Annotated in this window: 19 protein-coding genes; 6 read left to right on the top strand and 13 right to left on the bottom strand. The window is 70.9% G+C overall.

Annotated elements, in window-relative coordinates; all coding sequences use genetic code 11:
- Positions 1-24 precede the first annotated feature (24 nt).
- The 3 genes from ACIBCK_RS27580 to deoC are packed head-to-tail and all read right to left on the bottom strand — an operon-like array spanning position 25 to position 3,307.
- Positions 25-912: an aldehyde dehydrogenase family protein gene (locus ACIBCK_RS27580; protein WP_399394478.1), complete on the bottom strand. Its 888-nt coding sequence runs from the start codon at positions 910-912 to the stop codon at positions 25-27.
- Positions 905-2,344, bottom strand: a complete 1,440-nt coding sequence (locus ACIBCK_RS27585; RefSeq protein ID WP_399394480.1) for an aldehyde dehydrogenase family protein — start codon at positions 2,342-2,344, stop codon at positions 905-907. Before ACIBCK_RS27585 ends, ACIBCK_RS27580 begins: the two co-directional genes overlap by 8 nt.
- A gap of 3 nt (positions 2,345-2,347) precedes the next feature.
- Positions 2,348-3,307 (bottom strand): deoxyribose-phosphate aldolase, encoded by a 960-nt coding sequence (gene deoC, locus ACIBCK_RS27590; protein WP_399394632.1) that lies wholly within the window; start codon positions 3,305-3,307, stop codon positions 2,348-2,350.
- Between the two features lie 166 nt (positions 3,308-3,473).
- Here deoC and ACIBCK_RS27595 point away from each other — a divergent pair, with 166 nt between their 5' ends.
- Entirely contained in the window at positions 3,474-4,124 is a 651-nt protein-coding gene (locus tag ACIBCK_RS27595) for a PH domain-containing protein (protein WP_399394482.1), read from the top strand.
- A 357-nt stretch (positions 4,125-4,481) separates the two neighbouring features.
- Here ACIBCK_RS27595 and ACIBCK_RS27600 read toward each other — a convergent pair whose 3' ends face one another.
- From ACIBCK_RS27600 to ACIBCK_RS27615, 4 genes are all read right to left on the bottom strand, one after another.
- Positions 4,482-5,729, bottom strand: coding sequence for a glycosyltransferase family 39 protein (locus ACIBCK_RS27600; RefSeq protein WP_399394484.1), 1,248 nt, complete (start codon positions 5,727-5,729; stop codon positions 4,482-4,484).
- A 201-nt stretch (positions 5,730-5,930) separates the two neighbouring features.
- Positions 5,931-7,574, bottom strand: a complete 1,644-nt coding sequence (locus ACIBCK_RS27605) for a phospho-sugar mutase (RefSeq protein ID WP_399394634.1) — start codon at positions 7,572-7,574, stop codon at positions 5,931-5,933.
- A gap of 570 nt (positions 7,575-8,144) precedes the next feature.
- Positions 8,145-8,966, bottom strand: a complete 822-nt coding sequence (locus tag ACIBCK_RS27610) for a purine-nucleoside phosphorylase (RefSeq protein ID WP_399394486.1) — start codon at positions 8,964-8,966, stop codon at positions 8,145-8,147.
- A gap of 144 nt (positions 8,967-9,110) precedes the next feature.
- Positions 9,111-9,548, bottom strand: coding sequence for a gamma-glutamylcyclotransferase (locus ACIBCK_RS27615; protein WP_367044533.1), 438 nt, complete (start codon positions 9,546-9,548; stop codon positions 9,111-9,113).
- Between the two features lie 138 nt (positions 9,549-9,686).
- Here ACIBCK_RS27615 and ACIBCK_RS27620 point away from each other — a divergent pair, with 138 nt between their 5' ends.
- Both ACIBCK_RS27620 and ACIBCK_RS27625 read left to right on the top strand, forming a co-directional pair.
- The gene (locus ACIBCK_RS27620; RefSeq protein ID WP_367044534.1) at positions 9,687-11,135 is read left to right on the top strand and encodes an NAD(P)H-quinone dehydrogenase; all 1,449 of its coding nucleotides are present in this window, start codon (positions 9,687-9,689) and stop codon (positions 11,133-11,135) included.
- Positions 11,136-11,345: 210 nt separating this feature from the next.
- Entirely contained in the window at positions 11,346-12,323 is a 978-nt protein-coding gene (locus ACIBCK_RS27625) for a DeoR/GlpR family DNA-binding transcription regulator (protein WP_367044535.1), read from the top strand.
- Here ACIBCK_RS27625 and ACIBCK_RS27630 read toward each other — a convergent pair.
- Positions 12,309-12,956: a TetR/AcrR family transcriptional regulator gene (locus ACIBCK_RS27630; protein WP_399394489.1), complete on the bottom strand. Its 648-nt coding sequence runs from the start codon at positions 12,954-12,956 to the stop codon at positions 12,309-12,311. The two genes, ACIBCK_RS27625 and ACIBCK_RS27630, sit on opposite strands and share 15 nt — an antisense overlap.
- Before the next feature lie 133 nt (positions 12,957-13,089).
- Positions 13,090-14,862 carry an acetyl/propionyl/methylcrotonyl-CoA carboxylase subunit alpha gene (locus ACIBCK_RS27635; RefSeq protein WP_399394491.1) on the bottom strand — a complete coding sequence of 591 codons (1,773 nt, stop codon included), beginning with the start codon at positions 14,860-14,862 and terminating at the stop codon, positions 13,090-13,092.
- Positions 14,863-15,211: 349 nt separating this feature from the next.
- On the opposite strand from ACIBCK_RS27635, the gene ACIBCK_RS27640 reads away from it, so the two are divergent.
- The gene (locus ACIBCK_RS27640) at positions 15,212-15,670 is read left to right on the top strand and encodes a hypothetical protein (RefSeq protein WP_399394492.1); all 459 of its coding nucleotides are present in this window, start codon (positions 15,212-15,214) and stop codon (positions 15,668-15,670) included.
- Between the two features lie 38 nt (positions 15,671-15,708).
- Here ACIBCK_RS27640 and ACIBCK_RS27645 read toward each other — a convergent pair whose 3' ends face one another.
- The 4 genes from ACIBCK_RS27645 to ACIBCK_RS27660 form a co-directional block, all read right to left on the bottom strand.
- Positions 15,709-16,326, bottom strand: a complete 618-nt coding sequence (locus ACIBCK_RS27645; protein WP_399394494.1) for a nucleoside triphosphate pyrophosphatase — start codon at positions 16,324-16,326, stop codon at positions 15,709-15,711.
- A gap of 20 nt (positions 16,327-16,346) precedes the next feature.
- Complete coding sequence (mmpB, locus tag ACIBCK_RS27650; protein WP_272902837.1) at positions 16,347-16,475, bottom strand: morphogenic membrane protein MmpB; 129 nt, start codon at positions 16,473-16,475, stop codon at positions 16,347-16,349.
- Positions 16,476-16,571: 96 nt separating this feature from the next.
- Positions 16,572-16,778, bottom strand: a complete 207-nt coding sequence (locus ACIBCK_RS27655; RefSeq protein WP_399394497.1) for an acyl-CoA carboxylase subunit epsilon — start codon at positions 16,776-16,778, stop codon at positions 16,572-16,574.
- Positions 16,779-16,804: 26 nt separating this feature from the next.
- The gene (locus ACIBCK_RS27660) at positions 16,805-18,451 is read right to left on the bottom strand and encodes an acyl-CoA carboxylase subunit beta (RefSeq protein ID WP_399394499.1); all 1,647 of its coding nucleotides are present in this window, start codon (positions 18,449-18,451) and stop codon (positions 16,805-16,807) included.
- 128 nt (positions 18,452-18,579) lie between these two features.
- Here ACIBCK_RS27660 and ACIBCK_RS27665 point away from each other — a divergent pair, with 128 nt between their 5' ends.
- Both ACIBCK_RS27665 and ACIBCK_RS27670 read left to right on the top strand, forming a co-directional pair.
- Entirely contained in the window at positions 18,580-19,467 is an 888-nt protein-coding gene (locus ACIBCK_RS27665) for a biotin--[acetyl-CoA-carboxylase] ligase (protein ID WP_399394501.1), read from the top strand.
- Between the two features lie 564 nt (positions 19,468-20,031).
- Positions 20,032-21,207 (top strand): adenylate/guanylate cyclase domain-containing protein, encoded by a 1,176-nt coding sequence (locus tag ACIBCK_RS27670; protein WP_399394502.1) that lies wholly within the window; start codon positions 20,032-20,034, stop codon positions 21,205-21,207.
- Positions 21,208-21,269 lie beyond the last annotated feature (62 nt).

Below are 21,269 nucleotides of genomic sequence, written 5' to 3' on the forward strand. Positions count from 1 at the left end.
GGTGTGCTGTCGGGTGGCGGGGCCTCAGTACGAGGAGCCGGACGCGCCCAGTGAACCCGTGGGGTGCCAGACGGTCTTGGTCTCCAGGAAGGCCGTCAGGCGGTGCGTGCCCGGGTCCGCCGACCAGTCCACAGGCTGTGGACGGACGACGCGCTTGAGGTTGTCCGCCGCGGCGACCTCAAGCTCCTTGGCCAGTACGTCGTCCTCGACGCCCGCGAGGTCGATCGCGTTCACGTCCTGGTGCGAGGCGAGGGACGGGGCGATCTCCGCCGTGCGGCCCGAGAGGATGTTGACCACGCCGCCGGGCAGGTCGGAGGTGGCGAGCACCTCGCCGAGGGAGAGCGCCGGGAGCGGGCAATTCTCGCTGGCGATCACCACGGCCGTGTTGCCCGTCGCGATCACCGGGGCGATGACGGACACCAGGCCGAGGAACGACGACTTCTGCGGGGCGACGACCGTCACCACGCCCGTCGGCTCCGGCGACGAGAGGTTGAAGAAGGGGCCCGCGACCGGGTTTCCGCCGCCCACGATCTGGGCGATCTTGTCGGTCCAGCCCGCGTACCAGACCCAGCGGTCGATCGCCGCGTCCACCACCGCGGCGGCCTTCGACTTCGACAGGCCCTCCGCGTCGGCGACCTCGCGGACGAACTGCTCCTTGCGGCCCTCCAGCATCTCCGCGACGCGGTAGAGGATCTGGCCGCGCAGATAGGCCGTCTTGCCCGCCCAGGAGCCCTGCGCCTTGCGCGCGGCCACGACCGCGTCACGGGCGTCCTTGCGGGAGGACAGCGGGGCGTTGGCCAGCCACTTGTTCTTCGAGTCGGACACCTCGTACACCCGGCCGCTCTCGCTGCGGGGGAACTTGCCCCCGACGTACAGCTTGTAGGTCTTGAAGACACTCAAACGCTCAGACATCGAGGTAAGCCTCCAGGCCGTGGCGACCGCCCTCGCGGCCGTAACCCGATTCCTTGTAGCCGCCGAAGGGCGAGGTCGGGTCGAACTTGTTGAACGTGTTGGCCCAGATGACGCCCGCGCGCAGGCGGTCGGCGACCGCGAGGATGCGCGAGCCCTTCTCGGTCCAGATGCCGGCGGAGAGGCCGTACTGGGTGTTGTTGGCCTTGGCGACGGCCTCTTCCGGCGTACGGAAGGTCAGGACCGAGAGCACCGGGCCGAAGATCTCGTCGCGCGCGACGGTGTGCGCCTGCGTGACGTTCGTGAACAGCGTCGGCGCGAACCAGTAGCCGGACGAGGGCAGTTCGCACGGGGCGGACCAGCGCTCGGCACCCTCGGCCTCGCCCGTCTCGGTCAGGGCCTTGATGCGGGCGAGCTGCTCGGCGGAGTTGATCGCGCCGATGTCCGTGTTCTTGTCCAGCGGGTCACCCAGGCGCAGGGTGGTCAGCCGCCGCTTGAGGGCGTCGAGCACCTCGTCCTTGACCGACTCCTGTACGAGGAGGCGCGAGCCCGCGCAGCAGACCTGGCCCTGGTTGAAGAAGATGCCGGTGACGATGCCTTCGACGGCCTGGTCGATCGGGGCGTCGTCGAAGACGATGTTGGCGCCCTTGCCGCCCAGTTCCAGCGTGACCTTCTTGTCCGTGCCCGCGACCTGACGCGCGATGGCCTTGCCGACGGCCGTCGAGCCGGTGAAGGCGACCTTGTTCACGTCCGGGTGGGAGGTGAGGGCCGCGCCCGCGTCGCCGTACCCGGGAAGGATGTTGACGACGCCCTTGGGCAGGCCCGCCTGGCGACAGATGTCCGCGAAGAACAGGGCGGAAAGGGGGGTCGTCTCGGCGGGCTTGAGGACGACCGTGTTGCCCGTCGCCAGGGCCGGGGCGATCTTCCAGGCCAGCATCAGGAGCGGGAAGTTCCAGGGGATGACCTGGCCCGCGACGCCGAGCGGCTTCGGGTCCGCGCCATAGCCCGCGTGGTCGAGCTTGTCGGCCCAGCCCGCGTAGTAGAAGAAGTGCGCGGCGACCAGGGGGAGGTCGGCGTCGCGCGTCTCCTTGATGGGCTTTCCGTTGTCGAGGGTCTCCAGGACGGCCAGTTCGCGGCTGCGCTCCTGGATGATCCGCGCGATCCGGAAGAGGTACTTGGCGCGCTCGGCGCCCGGAAGCGCCGACCACTTCTCGAAGGCCCTGCGGGCGGCCTTCACCGCGCGGTCGACATCTTCGGAGGAGGCCTGCGCGACCTCGGAGAGGACCTCTTCGGTGGAGGGCGAGACGGTCTTGAAGACCTTGCCGTCGGCGGCCTCCACGAACTCGCCGTCGATGAACAGGCCGTACGACGGCGCGATGTCGACGACCGCGCGGGACTCCGGCGCGGGAGCGTACTCGAAGCGTGGGGAAGTCATGGGTCAGTCCACCGTCACGTAGTCGGGGCCGGAGTAGCGGCCCGTGGCCAGCTTCTGGCGCTGCATCAGCAGGTCGTTGAGGAGCGATGAGGCGCCGAAGCGGAACCAGTGGTTGTCCAGCCAGTCCTCGCCCGCGGTCTCGTTCACCAGGACGAGGAACTTGATCGCGTCCTTGGTGGTGCGGATGCCGCCCGCGGGCTTCACCCCGACCTGCACCCCGGTCTGCTCGCGGAAGTCCCGCACGGCCTCCAGCATCAGGAGGGTGTTCGCGGGCGTGGCGTTCACGCCGACCTTGCCGGTCGAGGTCTTGATGAAGTCCGCGCCCGCGAGCATGCCGATCCAGGAGGCGCGGCGGATGTTGTCGTACGTGGACAGCTCACCGGTCTCGAAGATGACCTTGAGCCGGGCCTCGCCGGAGGCTTCCTTCACGGCGCGGATCTGCTCGAACACCGTCATGTAGTCGCCGGAGAGGAAGGCGCCGCGGTCGATGACCATGTCGATCTCGTCGGCACCCGCCGCGACGGCCTCGCGGACGTCGCCGAGCTTCACGTCGATGGCGGCGCGGCCCGCGGGGAAGGCGGTCGCGACGGAGGCGACCTTGACGCCGCTGTCGCCGACGGCTTCCTTGGCGGTGGCCACCATGTCCGGATAGACGCAGACCGCGGCGGTCTTGGGCGTGCCGCGGTCGGTCGGATCGGGGTGCACGGCCTTCGCGCCGAGCGCCCGGACCTTGCCCGGGGTGTCGGCGCCCTCCAGCGTCGTCAGGTCGATCATCGAGATGGCGAGATCGATGGCGTACGCCTTCGCCGTCGTCTTGATCGAACGGGTGCCGAGCGCTGCGGCGCGTGCCTCCAGGCCGACCGTGTCGACGCCGGGCAGCCCGTGGAGGAAGTGGCGCAGCGTGCGGTCCGACGCTGTGGCGTCCGTCAGCGCGTGTGCGGTGGGGGCGGATGCATGGGGCATGGTCACGAGGGGAGCATATCTACGCGCGTAGCGGCTGTACAGGGGGCGGGTTGCTCCCCCTTCGGCGGGGCGCCGCCCTCTTCCGCCCGGCCGCCGCTTCGCGGCGCGTCTCGCCCACCCGCCCACCCGATCACCCCGCGGTGAAGCGCTCAGGCAGAATCAACCCATGAGTGAGCCCCAGCACCCCCAGGCTGAGCCCGAGTACAAGGATCGGACCTTCCGGTCGTCCGGCGGTATCGCCGGAGGCGTCCTGCTGCTCGCCCTCGGCGGCTGGCTCGGCATCGACGCGCTGATCAGGGGGGAGGGCCGCACCCCGTGGCTCGCGCTCGCCGGGCTGCTCCTGGCGGTGCCGCTCGTCGTCGCCTTCACGGTGCGCCCCGCCGTGTACGCCAACGACGACCGGCTCCGCATCCGCAACCCCTTCCGCACGATCACGCTCCCGTGGGCGGCCGTCTCAGGGCTGCGCTCCGGGTACTCGAACGAGGTCTTCACCCAGTCCGGCACCCAGTACCAGCTCTGGGCCATCCCGGTCTCCCTGCGCGGCCGCAAGAAGGCGGCGCGGCGGAGGTCGCAGGGGGTGGGCGCCGGTGATCCGAGCGTCGGGGGCCCGGGTCTGCGTGCTTCGATGCGGCCCGGTCAGGCGTCGTCCCAGCGCGCCGCCGGTGACCAGATCATGGACGACCTGCGCGACCTGTCCGAGCAGCGCGCCGGCGCGGAGTCCGCGCAAGGCGAGCCCGTGGTCCGCTGGGGCTACGAGATCCTCGCGCCGGCCGTGGCCGGGGCGGTGCTGCTCGCGGTGGTTCTCGCCGTCGGCTAGAGGCCGCGCTCACGGCGGCCCCGTCCATGCGAGCAGCATGTGGCCGCCGAACGCCGCCGACGTGGTCGCCGCTACCACCGTCACCGTCACGGCCACGTGCGTTCGTTGGGGTTACGAGAGTCTCGCGCCGGTGGTGGTCGGGGTGGTGGTCGCTGGGGTTCTCGCCCTGGGTTGGTTGCGGTGCTTACGGCGGCCCCGTCCATGCGAGCAGCCTGTGGCCGCCGAACGCCGCCGATGTGGTCGCCGCTACTACCGTCACTGTCACGGCCACGTGCGTCCGCTGGGGCTACGAGAGTCTCGCGCCGGTGGTGGCCGGTGCGGCTCGCTGCGGTTTTCGCCCTGGGTTGGTTGCGGCGCTTACGGCGGTCCCATCCACGCCAGCAGCATGTGGCCCCCGAACGCCGCCGATGTCACCGCCGCCGCCACCATCGCCGTCACGGCCACGCGCGTCCGTGCGCGGGCCAGCGCCGCCGCGAGCGGCAGTAGCAGGGGGAAGCCGGGGAGCAGGAAGCGGGCACGGGGGAAGTAGACCCCCTTGCTGCCGAGCACGATCAGCAGCAGCAGGCCCGTGAAGACCAGCAGCGGCAGCGGCTGCCGGTCGCCCACCGACAGGACGAACAGCGCCACCGACGCCAGCAGCGTCGCGGTCACCATGATCAGGAACAGCTGCGGACGCTGGGCCGCGAGCAGGTCGTACATCGTCCGCAGGGTCGCCACCCCGCCGTCCCACTCGTTGCGCCACAGCTTCTGCACGGCGAAGTAGCCGTCCCAGCGGCCGAGTCGTAGCCCCACCCAGCCGACGTACGAGAGCCAGCCGAGCGGGGCGAGCAGGGCGCCCAGAAGCGCGTGTACGCGCACCTTGCCGTCGCCCTTCGCCCGGCGCGTGCGCCACAGCGTGAGCAGGGCCGTCAGGGACACCGCCGCCGCGAGCGCCACCCCCGTAGGGCGGGTCAGGCCCGCGAGCGCGGCCAGCGAACCCGCCCAGATCCAGCGGCCGGTGAGCACGGCGTACAGGGACCATGCCGTGAGCGCCGTGAAGAGCGACTCCGTGTAGCCCATCCACTGCACGAGCGCGACGGGCAGCGAACCCCAGAGCGCGGCGAGCAGGACGGCCGCCCTGCGCCCGTACAAGTGGTCGCCCACCGCGAAGATCCCCCACGCCGCGAGGAACGAGCAGAGGACGGAGACCGCGAGACCCACGGCGCCGCGCGGCTCCGGGACGAGCACGCTGCCCGCCCTGATGAGCAGCGGATGCAGCGGGAAGAAGGCGAGGTTGTTCGCGTCGATCTGGGTGCCCAGGGTGTTCGCGTAACCCTCGTCGGCGATCCGCAGATACCAGTCGCAGTCCCACGACTCCGCAAGAAGATGCCAGACGTCCCGGTGCTCCCTGCGGGCCCACAGGGCGAAGACGACGGCCCCGAAGAGGCGTACGACGGCGTACGCGAGGAGTGCGGGCGACGCGTGGCGCAGGGCGCGGGTGGCGCGTGCCCTGCGGCCCGTGTCGCGGTGCGGCGCGCTGCCGGGACGGCCGGCCGGGGGAACGATCCGGGGTGCGGCGGCGGACGCCGGGGCGGTGGAGGTCTCTGGGGTCGGTCCGTACGGCACTGCGGCAGCTCCCGGAACGTGATCGTGCGCTGCCGGTCACCCTTCCTGGGGGACCGGCAGCGCACGGGGTCGCTGCGGCAGCTGCGCCGACGGAACCACCCGGACGGGTGGCCCCCCCCCGCCGCTGTCCGCCTCGGCTATCAGCTGTCGGCCATCGGCTGTCAGCTGTCGGCCATCGGCTGTCAGCCATCGGCCATCGGGCTAGATGCCGGCGGCCGCCGAAAGGTCGCGCTTGATCGCAGCGAGGAGTTCCGTGGCCTCGGTGCGGGCGGCCGCCAGGCCGGACTTCTCCGACACCGGGACCACCACCTCCAGGTAGCACTTCAGCTTCGGCTCCGTGCCGCTCGGGCGCACGATGACGCGGGCCCCGTCGAGCGTGTAGCGCAGGCCGTCCGTGGGCGGCAGCGTCTCCGTGCCCTGCGTGAGGTCCTCGGCCCTGGTCACGGGCAGGCCCGCGAGCGCGGTCGGCGGCTGCTCGCGCAGGCGGCGCATCGCGTCCGCGATCAGGGAGAGGTCCTCCACACGGACCGAAAGCTGGTCGGTGGCGTGCAGCCCGTGCTCCACGGCGAGGTCGTCCAGAAGGTCGAGCAGGGTGCGCCCCTGCTCCTTCAGCTCGGACGAGAGTTCGGTCAGCAGCAGCGCAGCCGTGATGCCGTCCTTGTCGCGTACGCCTTCGGGGTCCACGCAGTAGCCGAGGGCCTCTTCGTAGCCGTAGCGCAGGCCCTCCACGCGGGCGATCCACTTGAAGCCGGTGAGGGTCTCCTCGTAACCGAGGCCCGCCTTCTGCGCGATCCGGCCCAGCAGGGAGGAGGACACGATCGACTCGGCGAACGTGCCGCGGGCGCCCCGGCGCACGAGGTGGGCCGCGAGGAGCGCGCCGACCTCGTCGCCCCGGAGCATGCGCCAGTCCGCGCCGTCGGGGCCGTCCTTGACGGCCGCGGCGCAGCGGTCCGCGTCCGGGTCGTTGGCGATGATCAGGTCCGGGTCAGCCTCGCGGGCCTTCGCGAAGGAGAGGTCCATCGCGCCCGGCTCCTCCGGGTTGGGGAACGCGACGGTCGGGAAGTCCGGGTCGGGCTCCGCCTGCTCGTCGACGAGTACGGGGGCGGGGAAGCCCGCCCGCTCGAACGCCGCGAGGAGCGTGTCCTTGCCGACGCCGTGCATCGCCGTGTAGACGGTGCGGGCGGTGCGGGGGGAGCCGGGGGACAGGACGGCGTCGGTACGGGCGAGGTAGGCGTCGAGGACGTCGTCGCCGAGGGTCTGCCAGCCGGACTCGGGGCGGGGCACGTCGTGCAGGCTCGGGACGGCGTCGATCTGCGCCGCGATCTCCGCGTCGGCGGGCGGGACGATCTGGGAGCCGTCGCCGAGGTAGACCTTGTAGCCGTTGTCGCGCGGGGGGTTGTGGCTCGCCGTCACCTCCACGCCGGCGACGGCGGCGAGGTGCCTTATGGCGAAGGCGAGTACGGGGGTGGGGAGCGGGCGGGGGAGCACCGCCGCCCTGAGTCCGGCGCCGGTCATCACGGCGGCCGTGTCGCGGGCGAAGTCCGCCGACTTGTGGCGGGCGTCGTAGCCGATGACGACGAGGCCGCCGGCCTGGCCCTGGGCCTTCAGGTACGCGGCGAGGCCGGCTGCCGCGCGGATGACCACGGAGCGGTTCATGCGCATGGGGCCCGCGCCGAGCTCGCCGCGGAGGCCTGCGGTGCCGAACTGGAGGGTGCCGCTGAAGCGGGCGGTCAGCTCTGCGGTGTCCTCGGCGTCGATGAGCTTCGCGAGTTCCTCGCGGGTCTCGCTGTCCGGGTCCTCGGCCAGCCAGGCCTGGGCCCGCGCGATGAGTTCGGAGTCGTCCAGCACGGTTCTTCAGCCTCTCGTATGCGGGGTTCTGTGCGGGCCGGGTGTGGCTAACCGAGCCCGGGGCGGGTGCGGGGTGGGGTGCCCGGGCGGTTCTGGAGTGGCCCCCGGTGCGTCTACCCGTTGCGGTTCGGGGGAGCTTGCTTGTTTTGGGCCGGGTGTGCGGCTGTCTGGTGCGGCCCGGTGGGGCCTTTCCGTACCACCGCTTCGCGGTGGATCTTTCCCACCCACCCACCCGTTCACCCCGCGGTGGCAAGGGCTTACGCACCCGCCCGACGCTCCGGGGCAATCGGGTGGGTGGGTGGGAAAGCCCGTCCGGCAACAGGCTCGACGCTGCGGGGCAATCGGGTGGGTGGGCGGGAAGGCCTGTGCGGCCACCAGCGCTTCGGGCCACCAGGGCACAGTGCAGGGGCGCTCCCCCGGGGAGAAAGCCCCCGGCCGACCGAAGCCCCCCCCAGAGCAACGCGCCCCCCAGCCAACGCACCCCGCCGGGCAAGTCGCCCCGCCAGGCAAGGAACCCGCCCAGCAAGACGACGCCCCCGCCAGGCCGCAGCCCCCGCAGGGGAGAAATTAAATGCGGCCCAGGACGTCGCCAAGCAGCTCGCCCATGCGGGTAGCGCTGTCCCGGCCCGCCTGGAGGACTTCCTCGTGGTTCAGGGGCTCGCCCGTCATGCCCGCGGCGAGGTTCGTGACCAGGGAGATGCCGAGCACCTCCGCACCCGCCTCGCGCGCGGCGATCGCCTCGAGGACCGTCGACATGCCCACCAGGTCCGCACCGATCGTGCGGGCCATGCGGATCTCCGCCGGAGTCTCGTAGTGCGGGCCGGGGAACTGCGCGTAGACGCCCTCTTCGAGGGTGGGGTCGATCTCCTTGCAGAGGGTGCGCAGCCGCGGCGAGTACAGGTCCGTGAGGTCCACGAAGTTCGCGCCGACGATCGGCGACGTGGCCGTCAGGTTCAGGTGGTCGTTGATCAGGACCGGCTGGCCGGGGCGCATGCCGTCGCGCAGGCCGCCACAGCCGTTGGTCAGCACGATCGTCTTGCAGCCCGCGGCCACCGCGGTACGCACGCCGTGCGCGACGGCGGCGACGCCACGGCCCTCGTAGTAGTGGGTGCGGCCCAGGAAGACCAGGGCGCGCTTCTCCCCGATCGAGATGGAGCGGATACGCCCCCCGTGTCCTTCCACGGCCGGCATCGGGAAGCCGGGCAGCTCGGTGACGGGGAACTCGGCGTCGGGCTCGCCGAGCGCGTCCACCGCCGGCGCCCAGCCGGAGCCCATCACAAGGGCTACGTCATGGGTCTCGGCGCCCGTCAGCTCACGCAGACGCGTGGCGGCGGCGTCGGCGGCGACGTAGGGGTCGCCCTGGTCATCCGAAATAACTGAAGCGTTCACGCGGACGAGAGTAGCCGCTCTCGCCCTACGCGCGTAGATGACGATGCTCACGGGATTCGGATCGTTGTCTTGTCGTTTCCGACGAGAGCCCCCCGGGGCATCCCGCGAGCGTCCCCGGGGCATCCCGCGAGCGCCTGGAAGGGTCTAGCAGGGCCTCTTGCGGAGCTCCATCACATAGTCGTGCGGCGCCCCCGCGGTCTCCGCCGCGTCGGCGATCTCCCCCAGATAGCGCGCGGACGGCAGGCCACCCTCGTAACCGTTGAGGACGTACACCCAAGCGGGTTCCTCGCCGTCGAGGGTGTCCACGCGCACCCGCATCCTGCGGTAGATGTCGAGCCCCACGCCCTCCCACCGGTCCATGGAGTCCTCGTCCATGGGGGCGACGTCGTAGAGCGTGACGAAGACCTGCGAGCGCGGTGCCTCGACGAGGGTGGCGAGCGCGCCCTCCCACCCCATGTGCTCCCCGCCGAACGTCAGCCGCCAGCCGTTCAGCCAGCCCGTCTGGCGCAGCGGCGAGTGCGGGGCGCGGCGTGACATGAGCCGCGGATCCAGATTGCCGGCGTACGCGGCGTAGAGCGACATGTGATCGAGGGTACGGCAGGTGACGCGTGCGCCCCTCCGGTGCGCACCGGCCCCTCCAGTGGTGCGCGCAGGCCCCTCCAGTAGGGAGAACGTCCGGATGGCGCCCCCGGGGCGAAGCACCTTGAAGCGTGCGGGACAATGGAGTACGTGACTCGGATCGTGATCATTGGCGGCGGACCCGGCGGATACGAGGCGGCACTCGTTGCCGCCCAGCTCGGCGCGGAGGTGACCGTCGTCGACTGCGACGGTCTTGGCGGGGCGTCGGTGCTCACCGACTGCGTCCCGTCGAAGACTCTGATCGCCACGGCCGAGGTGATGACCACCTTCGACTCCTCCTATGAGGAGCTCGGCATCATCGTCGCGGACGACACCCCGCACATCGACACCCCCGCGCGCGTCGTCGGCGTGGACCTCGGCAAGGTCAACCGCCGTGTGAAGCGCCTCGCGCTCGCCCAGTCCCACGACATCACCGCGTCCGTCACGCGCGCCGGCGCCCGCGTGCTGCGCGGCCGTGGCCGCCTGGAGGGTCAGCAGGACACCGACGGCTCGCGCAAGGTCGTCGTGCGCGCGGCCGACGGGACCGAGGAGACCCTCGTCGCCGACGCCGTGCTCATCGCGACCGGCGGGCACCCGCGCGAGGTTCCCGACGCGCAGCCCGACGGCGAGCGGATCCTCAACTGGACGCAGGTGTACGACCTGGACGAGCTCCCCGAGGAGCTCATCGTGGTCGGATCCGGTGTCACCGGTGCCGAGTTCGCCGGCGCCTACCAGGCGCTCGGGTCGAACGTCACGCTCGTCTCGAGCCGCGACCGCGTGCTGCCCGGCGAGGACCCGGACGCCGCCGCCGTCCTGGAGGACGTCTTCCGCCGCCGTGGCATGAACGTGATGTCGCGCTCACGCGCCGCCTCCGCCAAGCGCGTGGGCGACCGCGTGGAGGTGACCCTCAACGACGGCCGTGTCATCTCCGGTACGCACTGTCTGATGGCCGTGGGTGCCATCCCGAACAGCAGCGGCATGGGCCTGGAGGAGGCCGGGGTCAAGCTCAAGGACTCCGGGCACATCTGGACCGACAAGGTCTCCAGGACGTCCGCCCCCGGTGTGTACGCCGCCGGTGACGTGACCGGGATCTTCGCGCTGGCCTCCGTCGCCGCCATGCAGGGGCGCATCGCGATGTACCACTTCCTCGGCGACGCGGTGACGCCGCTGAACCTGAAGACCGTCTCGTCGAACGTCTTCACCGACCCCGAGATCGCGACCGTCGGCTACAGCCAGTCCGACGTCGACGGCGGCAAGATCGACGCCCGCGTCGTCAAGCTGCCGCTCCTGCGCAACCCGCGCGCGAAGATGCAGGGCATCCGCGACGGCTTCGTCAAGATCTTCTGCCGTCCCGGTACGGGCATTGTGGTGGGCGGTGTGGTCGTCGCGCCGCGCGCTTCGGAACTGATCCACCCCATCTCGATCGCGGTCGACAACAATCTGACGGTCGAGCAGATCGCGAATGCGTTCACCGTGTATCCATCCCTTTCGGGCTCGATCGCCGAGGTCGCGCGTCAACTGCACACGCGGAAGTCGGCGGGCGAAGCCTGATCGCGGGCCGATGGTCGGTGGAACGCCGACTGACCGGGATTCGCGCGGGGCGGCAACTCCACGCAGGTCACAGCCTGTTGTCGCCCATTCTCTCGGCATAGGCGCGGTGAGTAGGCACCTATACCACTTCGCGCCCAGCTGTGCGAACAACTTCTGTAATTCGGCGCAAACTGCTGAAAGCAGACGGTCGTTGGGGTTACTGTCAGTTTCGTGTTCGCTGCAGAACGTCGCCAATTGATCCTCGAAATGGTGCGGGCCAACGGAGCGGTATCGCTCCGGGAGCTCGCCCGCGTCGTCCAGACCTCCGAAGTGACCGTACGGCGGGACGTGCGCGCGCTGGAGGCAGAAGGACTCCTCGACCGCAGACATGGCGGTGCGGTATTGCCGGGCGGATTCACGCGGGAGTCCGGCTTTCCGCAGAAATCACATCTCGCGACCGCCGAGAAGACGGCTATCGCCGATCTCGCGGCGGGACTCGTCGAAGAAGGCGAAGCCATCGTCGTCGGGGCGGGTACGACCACGCAGGAGCTGGCCCGACGGCTCGCGCGGGTACCCGGTCTGACCGTCGTCACCAACTCCCTGTTGGTGGCACAGGCGCTGGCCCATGCCAACCGCGTCGAGGTCGTCATGACCGGCGGCACCCTGCGCGGGTCCAACTACGCGCTCGTGGGCAGCGGGGCCGAACAGTCCCTGCAGGGCCTGCGGGTCTCACGCGCCTTCCTGTCGGGCAGTGGTCTGACCGCCGAACGCGGGCTCTCCACGTCCAACATGCTCTCGGCGAGCGTGGACCGTGCGCTCGTCCAGGCCGCTGCCGAGGTGGTGGTCCTCGCCGACCACACCAAGCTCGGCACCGACACGATGTTCCAGACGGTGCCGACGGACGTCATCACCCGCCTGGTCACGGACGAACCGCCCACGCACGACGACCGTGCGGCCACCGAACTGCAGGCCCTGGCCGACCAGGGAGTGCAGATCGCCGTCGCCGGCGGGACGGTGAGCCCCAACTCCGGGCCGGGGGTGGATTCCGTCCCGGCGCGGCAGCCGCGCCGGGACGTGCCACTGCCGGGACAGCGCCGTAACCACGGCGGTCACGGGTCGGGCCCCGGGGCGCAGTTGCGCAGTGCGGTGCTCGGGGAGCAGCAGCCCGGGGAGCGGGCCGCGCGGGTGGCGGATCTACGCCGCCGCTGAACCGCCCGTGGCCGCCGGGGCCGAACCGCGGTCTTCGGATGCCGATCCTTCGGCCTTCAGGCCGCGCAGGGTCAGCATCAGGAGGCGGTCGGCCAACTCGGGGTCGTCCGGGGTCTCTTCGGCGGCCAGCGCGATCGCGTTGGTCAGCTGCAACAGGTCGCCGATCGAGACACCGGGGCGTACGGCACCGGCCTGCTGGGCCCGCACGAGCAGGGCCGTGCCCGCCTCACGCATGGGCCTGCTGCACTGCGAGAGCGCCGAACTGTCGTCGTGCGACGCCGACATGAGGGCGCGCGAGAGCCCGCGGTACTCACCCGCATGAGTGATGATGGCGCGCAGCCAGGTCACCAAGGCCGAGCAGGGCTGCGGATCTTCGAGCAGCGCGCGGGAGCGGACGAGCAGATCGCTCAGCGCCTCTTCGAAGACCGCGTTCATCAGGGCGTGGCGGTTGGGGAAGTGGCGGTAGAGGGTGCCGATGCCCACGTTCGCGTGGCGGGCGATGTCTTCCAGCGAGGCGTCCGTGCCGTGCTCGGCGAAGGCGGTGCGGGCCTCTGCGAGGAGCTTGTCGTAGTTGCGGCGCGCGTCCGCTCGTTTCAAGCGGGGGCGCTCTTGCGGGCTCTTGGCCTCTGCCATGGCGTGCCTCCCTGGACGTACGCGTGCTTCAAGTGTGCCCGAAGCGTGCGCGCCGTTCATCACCGGCTTCGCCGAGTTCGTCCTCGAACGCCGGACGGGCTGATCTGTCCAGCCCGTCCGGCGTTCTCAGGGGTCAGTCCTTGATCTCGCAGATCACCGCGCCGGAGGTCAGGCTCGCGCCCACCTCCGCCGTGAGGCCCTTGATCGTGCCCGAGCGGTGCGCGTTCAGCGGCTGTTCCATCTTCATGGCCTCCAGGACGACGACCAGGTCGCCCTCCTGCACCTCCTGGCCCTCCTCGACAGCGATCTTGACGATCGTGCCCTGCATGGGGGAGGCCAGGGTGTCGCCGGAGGCCGCGGGGCCCGACTTCTTCGCCGCGCGCCGCTTGGGGCGGGCGCCGCCCGCGGCGGCCGTGCGGGCGATGGTCATGCCCAGCGAGGAAGGCAGCGAGACTTCGAGGCGCTTGCCGCCGACCTCGACGACGACCGTCTCGCGGCCCGGCTCCTCGTCCGTCTCGGCGTCGGCCGTCGCGGAGAACGCGGGGATCTCGTTGACGAACTCGGTCTCGATCCAGCGGGTGTGGACCGTGAACGGGTCTGCGGAGCCGGTCAGTTCGGGGGCGAACGCCGGGTCCTTGACGACCGCGCGGTGGAAGGGGATGGCCGTGGCCATGCCCTCCACGTTGAACTCCGCAAGGGCGCGCGCGGCCCGCTGCAGCGCCTGCTGACGCGTCGCGCCGGACACGATCAGCTTGGCCAGGAGCGAGTCCCACGCCGGGCCGATCACCGAGCCGGACTCCACGCCCGCGTCCAGGCGCACGCCCGGACCCGACGGCGGGTCGAACACGGTCACCGTGCCCGGGGCGGGCAGGAAGCCGCGGCCCGGGTCCTCGCCGTTGATGCGGAACTCGAAGGAGTGGCCGCGCATCTCCGGGTCGCCGTAGCCCAGTTCCTCGCCGTCGGCGATGCGGAACATCTCGCGGACCAGGTCGATGCCGGTGATCTCTTCGGTGACCGGGTGCTCCACCTGCAGACGGGTGTTGACCTCCAGGAAGGAGATCGTGCCGTCGGTGCCGACGAGGAACTCGACGGTGCCGGCGCCCTCGTAGCCCGCTTCCTTCAGAATCGCCTTCGACGCCGCGTACAGCTCGGCGTTCTGGGCCTGGCTCAGGAACGGCGCGGGCGCCTCCTCCACCAGCTTCTGGTGGCGGCGCTGGAGCGAGCAGTCACGGGTGGAGACGACGACCACGTTGCCGTGCTTGTCGGCCAGGCACTGCGTCTCCACGTGCCGCGGCTTGTCGAGGTAGCGCTCCACGAAGCACTCGCCGCGGCCGAAGGCGGCAACGGCCTCGCGCACCGCTGAGTCGTACAGCTCGGGCACCTCTTCGAGGGTCCGGGCCACCTTCAGACCGCGTCCGCCGCCACCGAAGGCGGCCTTGATCGCGATCGGCAGGCCGTGCTCCTGGGCGAAGGCCACGACCTCGTCGGAGCCGCTGACGGGGTCCGGCGTACCGGCCACCAGCGGGGCACCCGCGCGCTGCGCGATGTGCCGGGCCGCGACCTTGTCACCGAGGTCACGGATGGCCTGCGGCGGCGGGCCGATCCAGATCAGACCCGCGTCCAGGACGGCCTGCGCGAAGTCGGCGTTCTCCGAAAGGAATCCGTAACCGGGGTGGACCGCGTCCGCCCCCGCGTCCTTGGCCGCAGCAAGCACCTTGGAAATGTCCAGGTAGCTGGTGGCCGGAGTGTCACCGCCCAGCGCGAACGCCTCATCTGCCGCACGTACATGCAGAGCATCCCGGTCAGGATCTGCGTAGACGGCTACGCTCGCGATCCCTGCATCCCGGCATGCCCGAGCAACGCGGACAGCGATTTCGCCACGGTTGGCGATGAGCACCTTGCGCACGATGGCTCCCTCCTTGAAACAAGCCGAGTTTAGGGACTGCCGACACGACCTTTCGACCCGTCCCCAATGGTGAGCTTGCCCACACGGAGCGTGATCCGGGCCTGCCCGTACCGCGAAATCCCTTGTCGCACCACGGTACGCAGGGTCCCTTACCGGCAGACTAACGTCCCGGTGTGGCCAAGGTCTCTGTGAGAGCGTGCTGCGGCAGAGGGGCAATCTTTGTGGAGTCCCTACGAATGGCCCAATGATTCTTTGCCTTCGGCAGAAGCCTTGTCCCCGGGTTTACCCGTTAGTAGCGTTCGCGATGTCTGACACGTACTGGCGGTAACAGCGGAAGAGGGTGGGCGCCGTGGCGCGTAGACCGGTGGCCTGGGTGGGCGCGATCGTGCTTCTGGTGGAGGCGGTCGGCATCGCACTCCTCAACTGGTTCCTCGGACTTGTGGTCAACAAGCAGGACATGTCCCTCGCGGGGCTCGACCCGCACGCGATGTCCGTGTCGACGTGGATCGCGGGCGGCGTCTTCGGCCTCTACCTCGCGCTGTGCGGCGTCATCATGCTGCGCTCGGCGATCACGGACCGGGCGCCGGGCCGCTTCGGCCGACTGCTCCTGATCAGCGCCGCCGTGGTGCACGGACTGCTCGGGGCGTTCTCGGTGGGCCTGGTGGGCTGGCCCGCCTTCGCCTTCATGATGATCGTGCTCGGCCTGATCGTCCTGACCCTGGTCGCGTACGACCGGCAGGGGGCGGCGGCGGACGGCGACGCCTCGGAGAGCGGCGCCCCCGAGAACGGCGCTCCACAGCCCGCCTGAGCCCTTCGGGCCCGCGTCCGTGCCCTCGACCGTCCTGCCTACTGCGCCCACAACTCCGTGATGCCGACGCCCAGTTCGGCGAGGAGGCGGCGGAGCAGCGGCAGCGAAAGGCCGATGACGTTGCCGTGGTCGCCCTCGATCGAGTCGACGAAGGGGGCCGAGCGGCCGTCGAGCGTGAACGCGCCCGCCACGTGCAGCGGTTCACCGCTCGCCACGTACGCGGCGATCTCCTCGTCCGACGGCTCCCCGAAGCGCACGACGGTCGACGCGACCGCCGACACGTGGCGGCCCGCCACGGTGTCGTACACGCAGTGGCCGGTCTGCAGGACGCCCGCGCGCCCGCGCATCGACTTCCAGCGGGCCGTGGCCTCCTCGGCGTCGGCGGGCTTGCCGAGCGCCTGGCCGTCCAGTTCGAGGACCGAGTCGCAGCCGACGACCAGCGCGCCCTTCACGTCCGGGCGCGCGGAGACCACCGACGCCTTGGCCTCGGCGAGGGCGAGGGCCAGTTCGGCGGGGGTCGGTGCGGAGATCGCGTCCTCGTCGACCCCGCTGACGATCACCTCGGGGGCGAGACCGGCCTGGCGCAGGAGGCCGAGCCGGGCGGGGGACTTGGAGGCGAGGACGAGGCGGCGGGGCTGTCGGGGCTGATCACTCATGCGGGCCAGGTTAGCGAGCCTCAGTGGATGCCGAGGACGAACATCGCGACGACCATGGCCAGGGCGAGGACGAGTCCCGCACGGCGCATCTTCGCCTGCATGTCCCGCATGTCCTTGGGCGGGTTGTTCTCCGGGTCCGACCACAACATGACACCGATACTGCGCGCGGTGGGGCCGCGGCGCCTGAGTACGCGTACTCAGGCGCCCCGGCCCGTCTCACTCATTCTCGCGCCGCGCGGCCCTGCTCACCCGGGCCAGTAGCTGCGGCCCCACGACGTCGGCCCCGGTGCGGGCAGCCGGTGGCGGGCCACGCGTGCGGGATCCGCCCACGCGTCGAGGGCCTGGGGCGCGCCGGACGGCTGGTTCGCGACCGCCGCGGCGCGCGCCTGGACCACCGCGAGTGCGGCGGCCAGCTCCTCCGGGGTCGGATTGCCCCGTACGACCTTGATCATGAACGGTCTCCTCTCGGGGGCAGGATCTAGAGGGGGATGTTGCCGTGCTTCTTCGGGGGAAGGGATTCCCGCTTCGTACGCAGCTGACGCAGGCCCCGTACGAGATGGGAACGCGTCTCCGAGGGCATGATCACGGCGTCGATGTAACCGCGCTCGGCGGCCGTGTACGGGTTGAGCAGCCGGTCCTCGTACTCCTGGATGAGACGGGCGCGGGTCTCCTCGACGTGCCCGGAGGCCTCGGCCGCGGCGATGGTCTTGCGGTGCAGGATGTTGACCGCGCCCTGCGCGCCCATCACCGCGATCTGCGCGGTCGGCCAGGCCAGGTTCAGGTCCGCGCCCAGGTGCTTGGAGCCCATGACGTCGTACGCGCCGCCGAACGCCTTGCGGGTGATGACGGTGATCAGCGGGACCGTCGCCTCCGCGTAGGCGTAGATGAGCTTGGCGCCGCGGCGGATGATGCCCGTGTGCTCCTGCTCGACGCCCGGCAGGAAGCCCGGCACGTCGACGAAGGTGATGACCGGGACGTTGAACGCGTCGCAGGTGCGGACGAAGCGGGCGCCCTTCTCGGAGGCGTCGATGTTCAGGCAGCCTGCGAACTGCGTCGGCTGGTTGGCGACGATGCCGACGGGGCGGCCCTCGATGCGGCCGAAGCCGGTGACGATGTTCGGCGCGAACAGCGGCTGCGTCTCGAAGAACTCGGCGTCGTCCAGGACGTGTTCGATCACGCCGTGCATGTCGTACGGCTGGTTCGCGCTGTCCGGGATGAGCGTGTCGAGCTCGCGGTCCTCGTCCGTGAGCTCCAGGTCCGCCTCCTCGGGGAAGGCCGGGGGCTCGCTGAGGTTGTTCGAAGGGAGGTAGGAGAGAAGGGACTTGACGTACTCGATCGCGTCCTTCTCGTCGCCCGCCATGTGGTGCGCGACACCGGAGGTGCTGTTGTGGGTGCGGGCACCTCCGAGCTCCTCGAAGCCGACGTCCTCACCGGTGACCGTCTTGATGACGTCGGGTCCCGTGATGAACATGTGCGACGTCTGGTCGACCATGACGGTGAAGTCGGTGATCGCCGGGGAGTAGACGGCGCCGCCCGCGCAGGGCCCGACGACGAGGGAGATCTGCGGGATGACTCCGGAGGCGTGGGTGTTCCGGCGGAAGATCTCCCCGTACATCCCGAGGGCCATGACGCCCTCCTGGATGCGGGCGCCGCCGGAGTCGTTGATGCCGACGACCGGACAGCCGGTCTTCAGGGCGAAGTCCATGACCTTGACGATCTTCTGGCCGAAGACCTCGCCGAGCGCACCGCCGAAGACGGTGAAGTCCTGCGAGAAGACGGCCACGGGGCGGCCGTCGACGGTGCCGTAACCGGTCACGACGCCGTCGCCGTACGGACGGTTGGCCTCGAGTCCGAAGTCCGTCGAGCGGTGCTGGGCGAACTCGTCGAACTCGACGAAGGAGCTCTCGTCGAGGAGCAGTTCGATGCGCTCGCGCGCCGTCAACTTGCCCTTGGCGTGCTGCTTCTCGACCGCACGAGCCGAACCGGCGTGCTTGGCCTCCTCGATGCGGCGCTGCAGATCAGCGAGTTTTCCCGCAGTCGTGTGGATGTCGATACCCGCGCTGGTCCCGGGGGTATCGCTTGCGGCGCTTTGCACGGGCACGTTGGGCTCTTCCGGCTCGGACATAGGGATATGGCTCCCTGCCTGCTCAAAGGGGCGACTGGCTGCTTGCGGCTGGCTTGCTACTGACTCGTAGGGTATCGGCGCGCATACGGTTCGGCAGTGCGGCGTTTACCACACCTAAGGTGGCTTGCATGACGCCGCGAGATGCTTCAGACGACTCCTCCGACCTCCCTGAGGGCAACCGCTGGTCCGACCTGGAAAGGCCGCCCCTGAACGTGGCGTCGCTGCGGCGAGCGCTCGTGCGGGACGGGGGCCTCTGGACCTCTCTGGACGTGGTGCCCACGACGGGGTCGACCAACACGGACCTGGCCGCCCGTGCGGACGAACTGCCCGAGGGGGCGGTCCTGGTGGCCGAGGAGCAGAGCTCGGGCCGCGGCCGCCTCGACCGCCGCTGGTCCGCGCCGGCGCGCTCGGGCCTCTTCTTCTCCGTACTCCTCAAGCCGGGGCCCGCGGTGCCGGTCGAACGGTGGGGGTGGCTGCCGCTGCTGACCGGGGTCGCCGTGGCCACGGGGCTTTCGCGGGCTGCCGGGGTGGATACGGCGCTCAAGTGGCCGAACGACCTGTTGGTGACGGTGGGTGGGGAGGAACGCAAGGCCGGGGGGATTCTGGCGGAACGGGCGGGTTCCGGCTCCGGGGGCGGGGTGGTCGTGGGCGTCGGCATCAACGTGACCCTGCGCGAGGACGAACTGCCGGTGCCGGGGGCGGGGTCGCTCGCGCTGGCCGGTGCGGCTTCGACGGACCGGGACACGGTGCTGCGGGCCGTGCTGCGTTCCCTGGAGCAGTGGTACGGGGACTGGCGCACCGCGGAGGGCGATCCGCTGGCCTCCCGCCTCCAGGAAACGTACGCGGCGGGCTGCGCGACGCTGGGCCGCAAGGTCAGGGCGGAACTGCCGGGCGACCGTTCGATCACGGGGGAGGCGGTAGCGGTGGACGGCGACGGCCGCCTCGTCCTGGCTACGGAGGAGGGGGTGCAGGAGCCGGTGGGGGCGGGGGATGTTGTGCATTTGCGGGGGGCGTAGGGGGGCGGGTCGGTTCGTCTGCGGGTGCGTGCGGCTGCGGGGCTGGTCCGTCTGTGGGTGCGGGGCCGCGCCGGTATGTCCGTCCTCGCTATCGTCCGGTGGCCGAGCTGCTGTTCGGCACCGGAGTGCCGCGAACCGTGCTCCGGGCAGACATACCGCCACGCCCCCTCGCGAGCGCTGCCGACTGCGGGTGCGTAGGGGCCGCCCTGTGGACACCCCGGGGTAATCGCGCGCTCCCGGTGCGGGTGCACCAGGGCTGCCGTGCGTGCCTCGCGGACGCCCCGGGGTCATCGCGCTCCCGGCTGCGGGGTGTGCGCAGGGGCTGCCCTGCGGACCCCTGTGGAGACCCCGGGGTAATCGGGTGGGTGGGTGGGAGAGGTTTGTTCGTTCAGGTGAGGATGCGGGGCAAACGGGCGGGTGGGTGGGGAAGAGGTGTTCGGCGGGGCAGCTGCGGGGGACCCAGTCCAAGGCGCCCCGCCAGAGAAAGGCGTGAGCTGCGGCACACCTGCCGTAAAGTTGGCGCCGGTCGATACCTGACCGCGGCAGATCGGAAGGGCAGCAGGCGTGACCGTCGACGACACGGGCTCCGGAGCGGGTGCATCCCCCGGCCCCGACGGTGAGCCCGGACGTACCGCCGGGCCCGTCGATGCGTTCGACTCGATGGACGCCGGGGACGAGAAGCCGGGCGATCCGGAGAAGGACCCCCTCGCCCTGCGCCTCGAAGGGCTGATCCTCGGCGCGGACCGCCGCTACACCCCGTTCCAGGCGGCCCGCAGCGCGGGCGTATCCATGGAGCTGGCCTCCCGCTTCTGGCGGGCCATGGGCTTTCCCGACATCGGCCAGGCCAAGGCCCTGACCGAGGCCGACGTCCTCGCACTGCGCCGCCTCGCCGGCCTCGTGGAGGCGGGACTGCTCAGCGAGGCGATGGCGGTACAGGTGGCCCGGTCCACCGGACAGACCACCGCCCGCCTGGCCGAATGGCAGATCGACTCCTTCCTGGAGGGTCTGACGGAGCCGCCCGAGCCGGGCATGACGCGGACCGAAGTCACGTATCCGCTGATAGAGCTGCTCCTGCCCGAGCTGGAGGAGTTCCTCGTCTACGTGTGGCGGCGCCAGCTCGCCGCCGCCACCGGCCGGGTCGTCCAGGCCGCCGACGACGAGGAAATGGTCGACCGGCGCCTCGCCGTCGGATTCGCCGACCTCGTCGGCTTCACGCGGCTCACCCGCCGCATGGAGGAAGAGGAACTCGGCGAGCTCGTCGAGGCCTTCGAGACCACGGCGGCGGACCTGGTTGCCGCGCACGGCGGGCGGCTCATCAAGACGCTGGGCGACGAGGTGCTGTACGCCGCCGAGAACGCGGGCGTCGCCGCGGAGATCGCGCTGCGGCTGATCGAGACCATGGCCAACGACGACACGATGCCGGAGCTGCGCGTCGGCATCGCGTTCGGCACGGTCACCACGCGGATGGGCGACGTCTTCGGTACGACGGTGAACCTCGCGAGCCGCCTCACGTCGATAGCGCCCAAGGACGCGGTCCTGGTGGACGGCGCGCTCGCCGAGGAACTGACGCGGACGGGCGATGCGCCGGCCTCCGAGACCGAGGCGGCGGAGGCCGCGGAGCTGGCCGAGAAGGAGGGCTCCGAGCCGCCCTCCTACCGCTTCGCCCTGCAGCCGATGTGGCAGCGGCCCGTACGAGGCCTCGGTGTCGTCGAGCCCTGGCTGCTGGCCCGGCGCAGCTGACCCGGAATTTGCCCGCCCGCCCACGGGGCGCTCCGTGACGGTGACATGATCCTCGTACAAAG

Source organism: Streptomyces sp. NPDC051218, assembly GCF_044455475.1.
Classification (GTDB): Bacteria; Actinomycetota; Actinomycetes; order Streptomycetales; family Streptomycetaceae; genus Streptomyces.

Excerpts from the sequence above, each read along its gene's own strand:
- ACIBCK_RS27645 (WP_399394494.1), bottom strand. The coding sequence starts at position 16,326 with ATGAGTGATCAGCCCCGACAGCCCCGCCGCCTCGTCCTCGCCTCCAAG.
- ACIBCK_RS27665 (WP_399394501.1), top strand. The coding sequence starts at position 18,580 with ATGACGCCGCGAGATGCTTCAGACGACTCCTCCGACCTCCCTGAGGGC.
- ACIBCK_RS27655 (WP_399394497.1), bottom strand. The coding sequence starts at position 16,778 with ATGATCAAGGTCGTACGGGGCAATCCGACCCCGGAGGAGCTGGCCGCC.
- ACIBCK_RS27580 (WP_399394478.1), bottom strand. The coding sequence starts at position 912 with ATGTCTGAGCGTTTGAGTGTCTTCAAGACCTACAAGCTGTACGTCGGG.
- deoC (WP_399394632.1), bottom strand. The coding sequence starts at position 3,307 with ATGCCCCATGCATCCGCCCCCACCGCACACGCGCTGACGGACGCCACA.
- ACIBCK_RS27585 (WP_399394480.1), bottom strand. The coding sequence starts at position 2,344 with ATGACTTCCCCACGCTTCGAGTACGCTCCCGCGCCGGAGTCCCGCGCG.
- ACIBCK_RS27595 (WP_399394482.1), top strand. The coding sequence starts at position 3,474 with ATGAGTGAGCCCCAGCACCCCCAGGCTGAGCCCGAGTACAAGGATCGG.
- ACIBCK_RS27660 (WP_399394499.1), bottom strand. The coding sequence starts at position 18,451 with ATGTCCGAGCCGGAAGAGCCCAACGTGCCCGTGCAAAGCGCCGCAAGC.
- ACIBCK_RS27620 (WP_367044534.1), top strand. The coding sequence starts at position 9,687 with ATGGAGTACGTGACTCGGATCGTGATCATTGGCGGCGGACCCGGCGGA.
- ACIBCK_RS27630 (WP_399394489.1), bottom strand. The coding sequence starts at position 12,956 with ATGGCAGAGGCCAAGAGCCCGCAAGAGCGCCCCCGCTTGAAACGAGCG.
- mmpB (WP_272902837.1), bottom strand. The coding sequence starts at position 16,475 with ATGTTGTGGTCGGACCCGGAGAACAACCCGCCCAAGGACATGCGGGAC.
- ACIBCK_RS27615 (WP_367044533.1), bottom strand. The coding sequence starts at position 9,548 with ATGTCGCTCTACGCCGCGTACGCCGGCAATCTGGATCCGCGGCTCATG.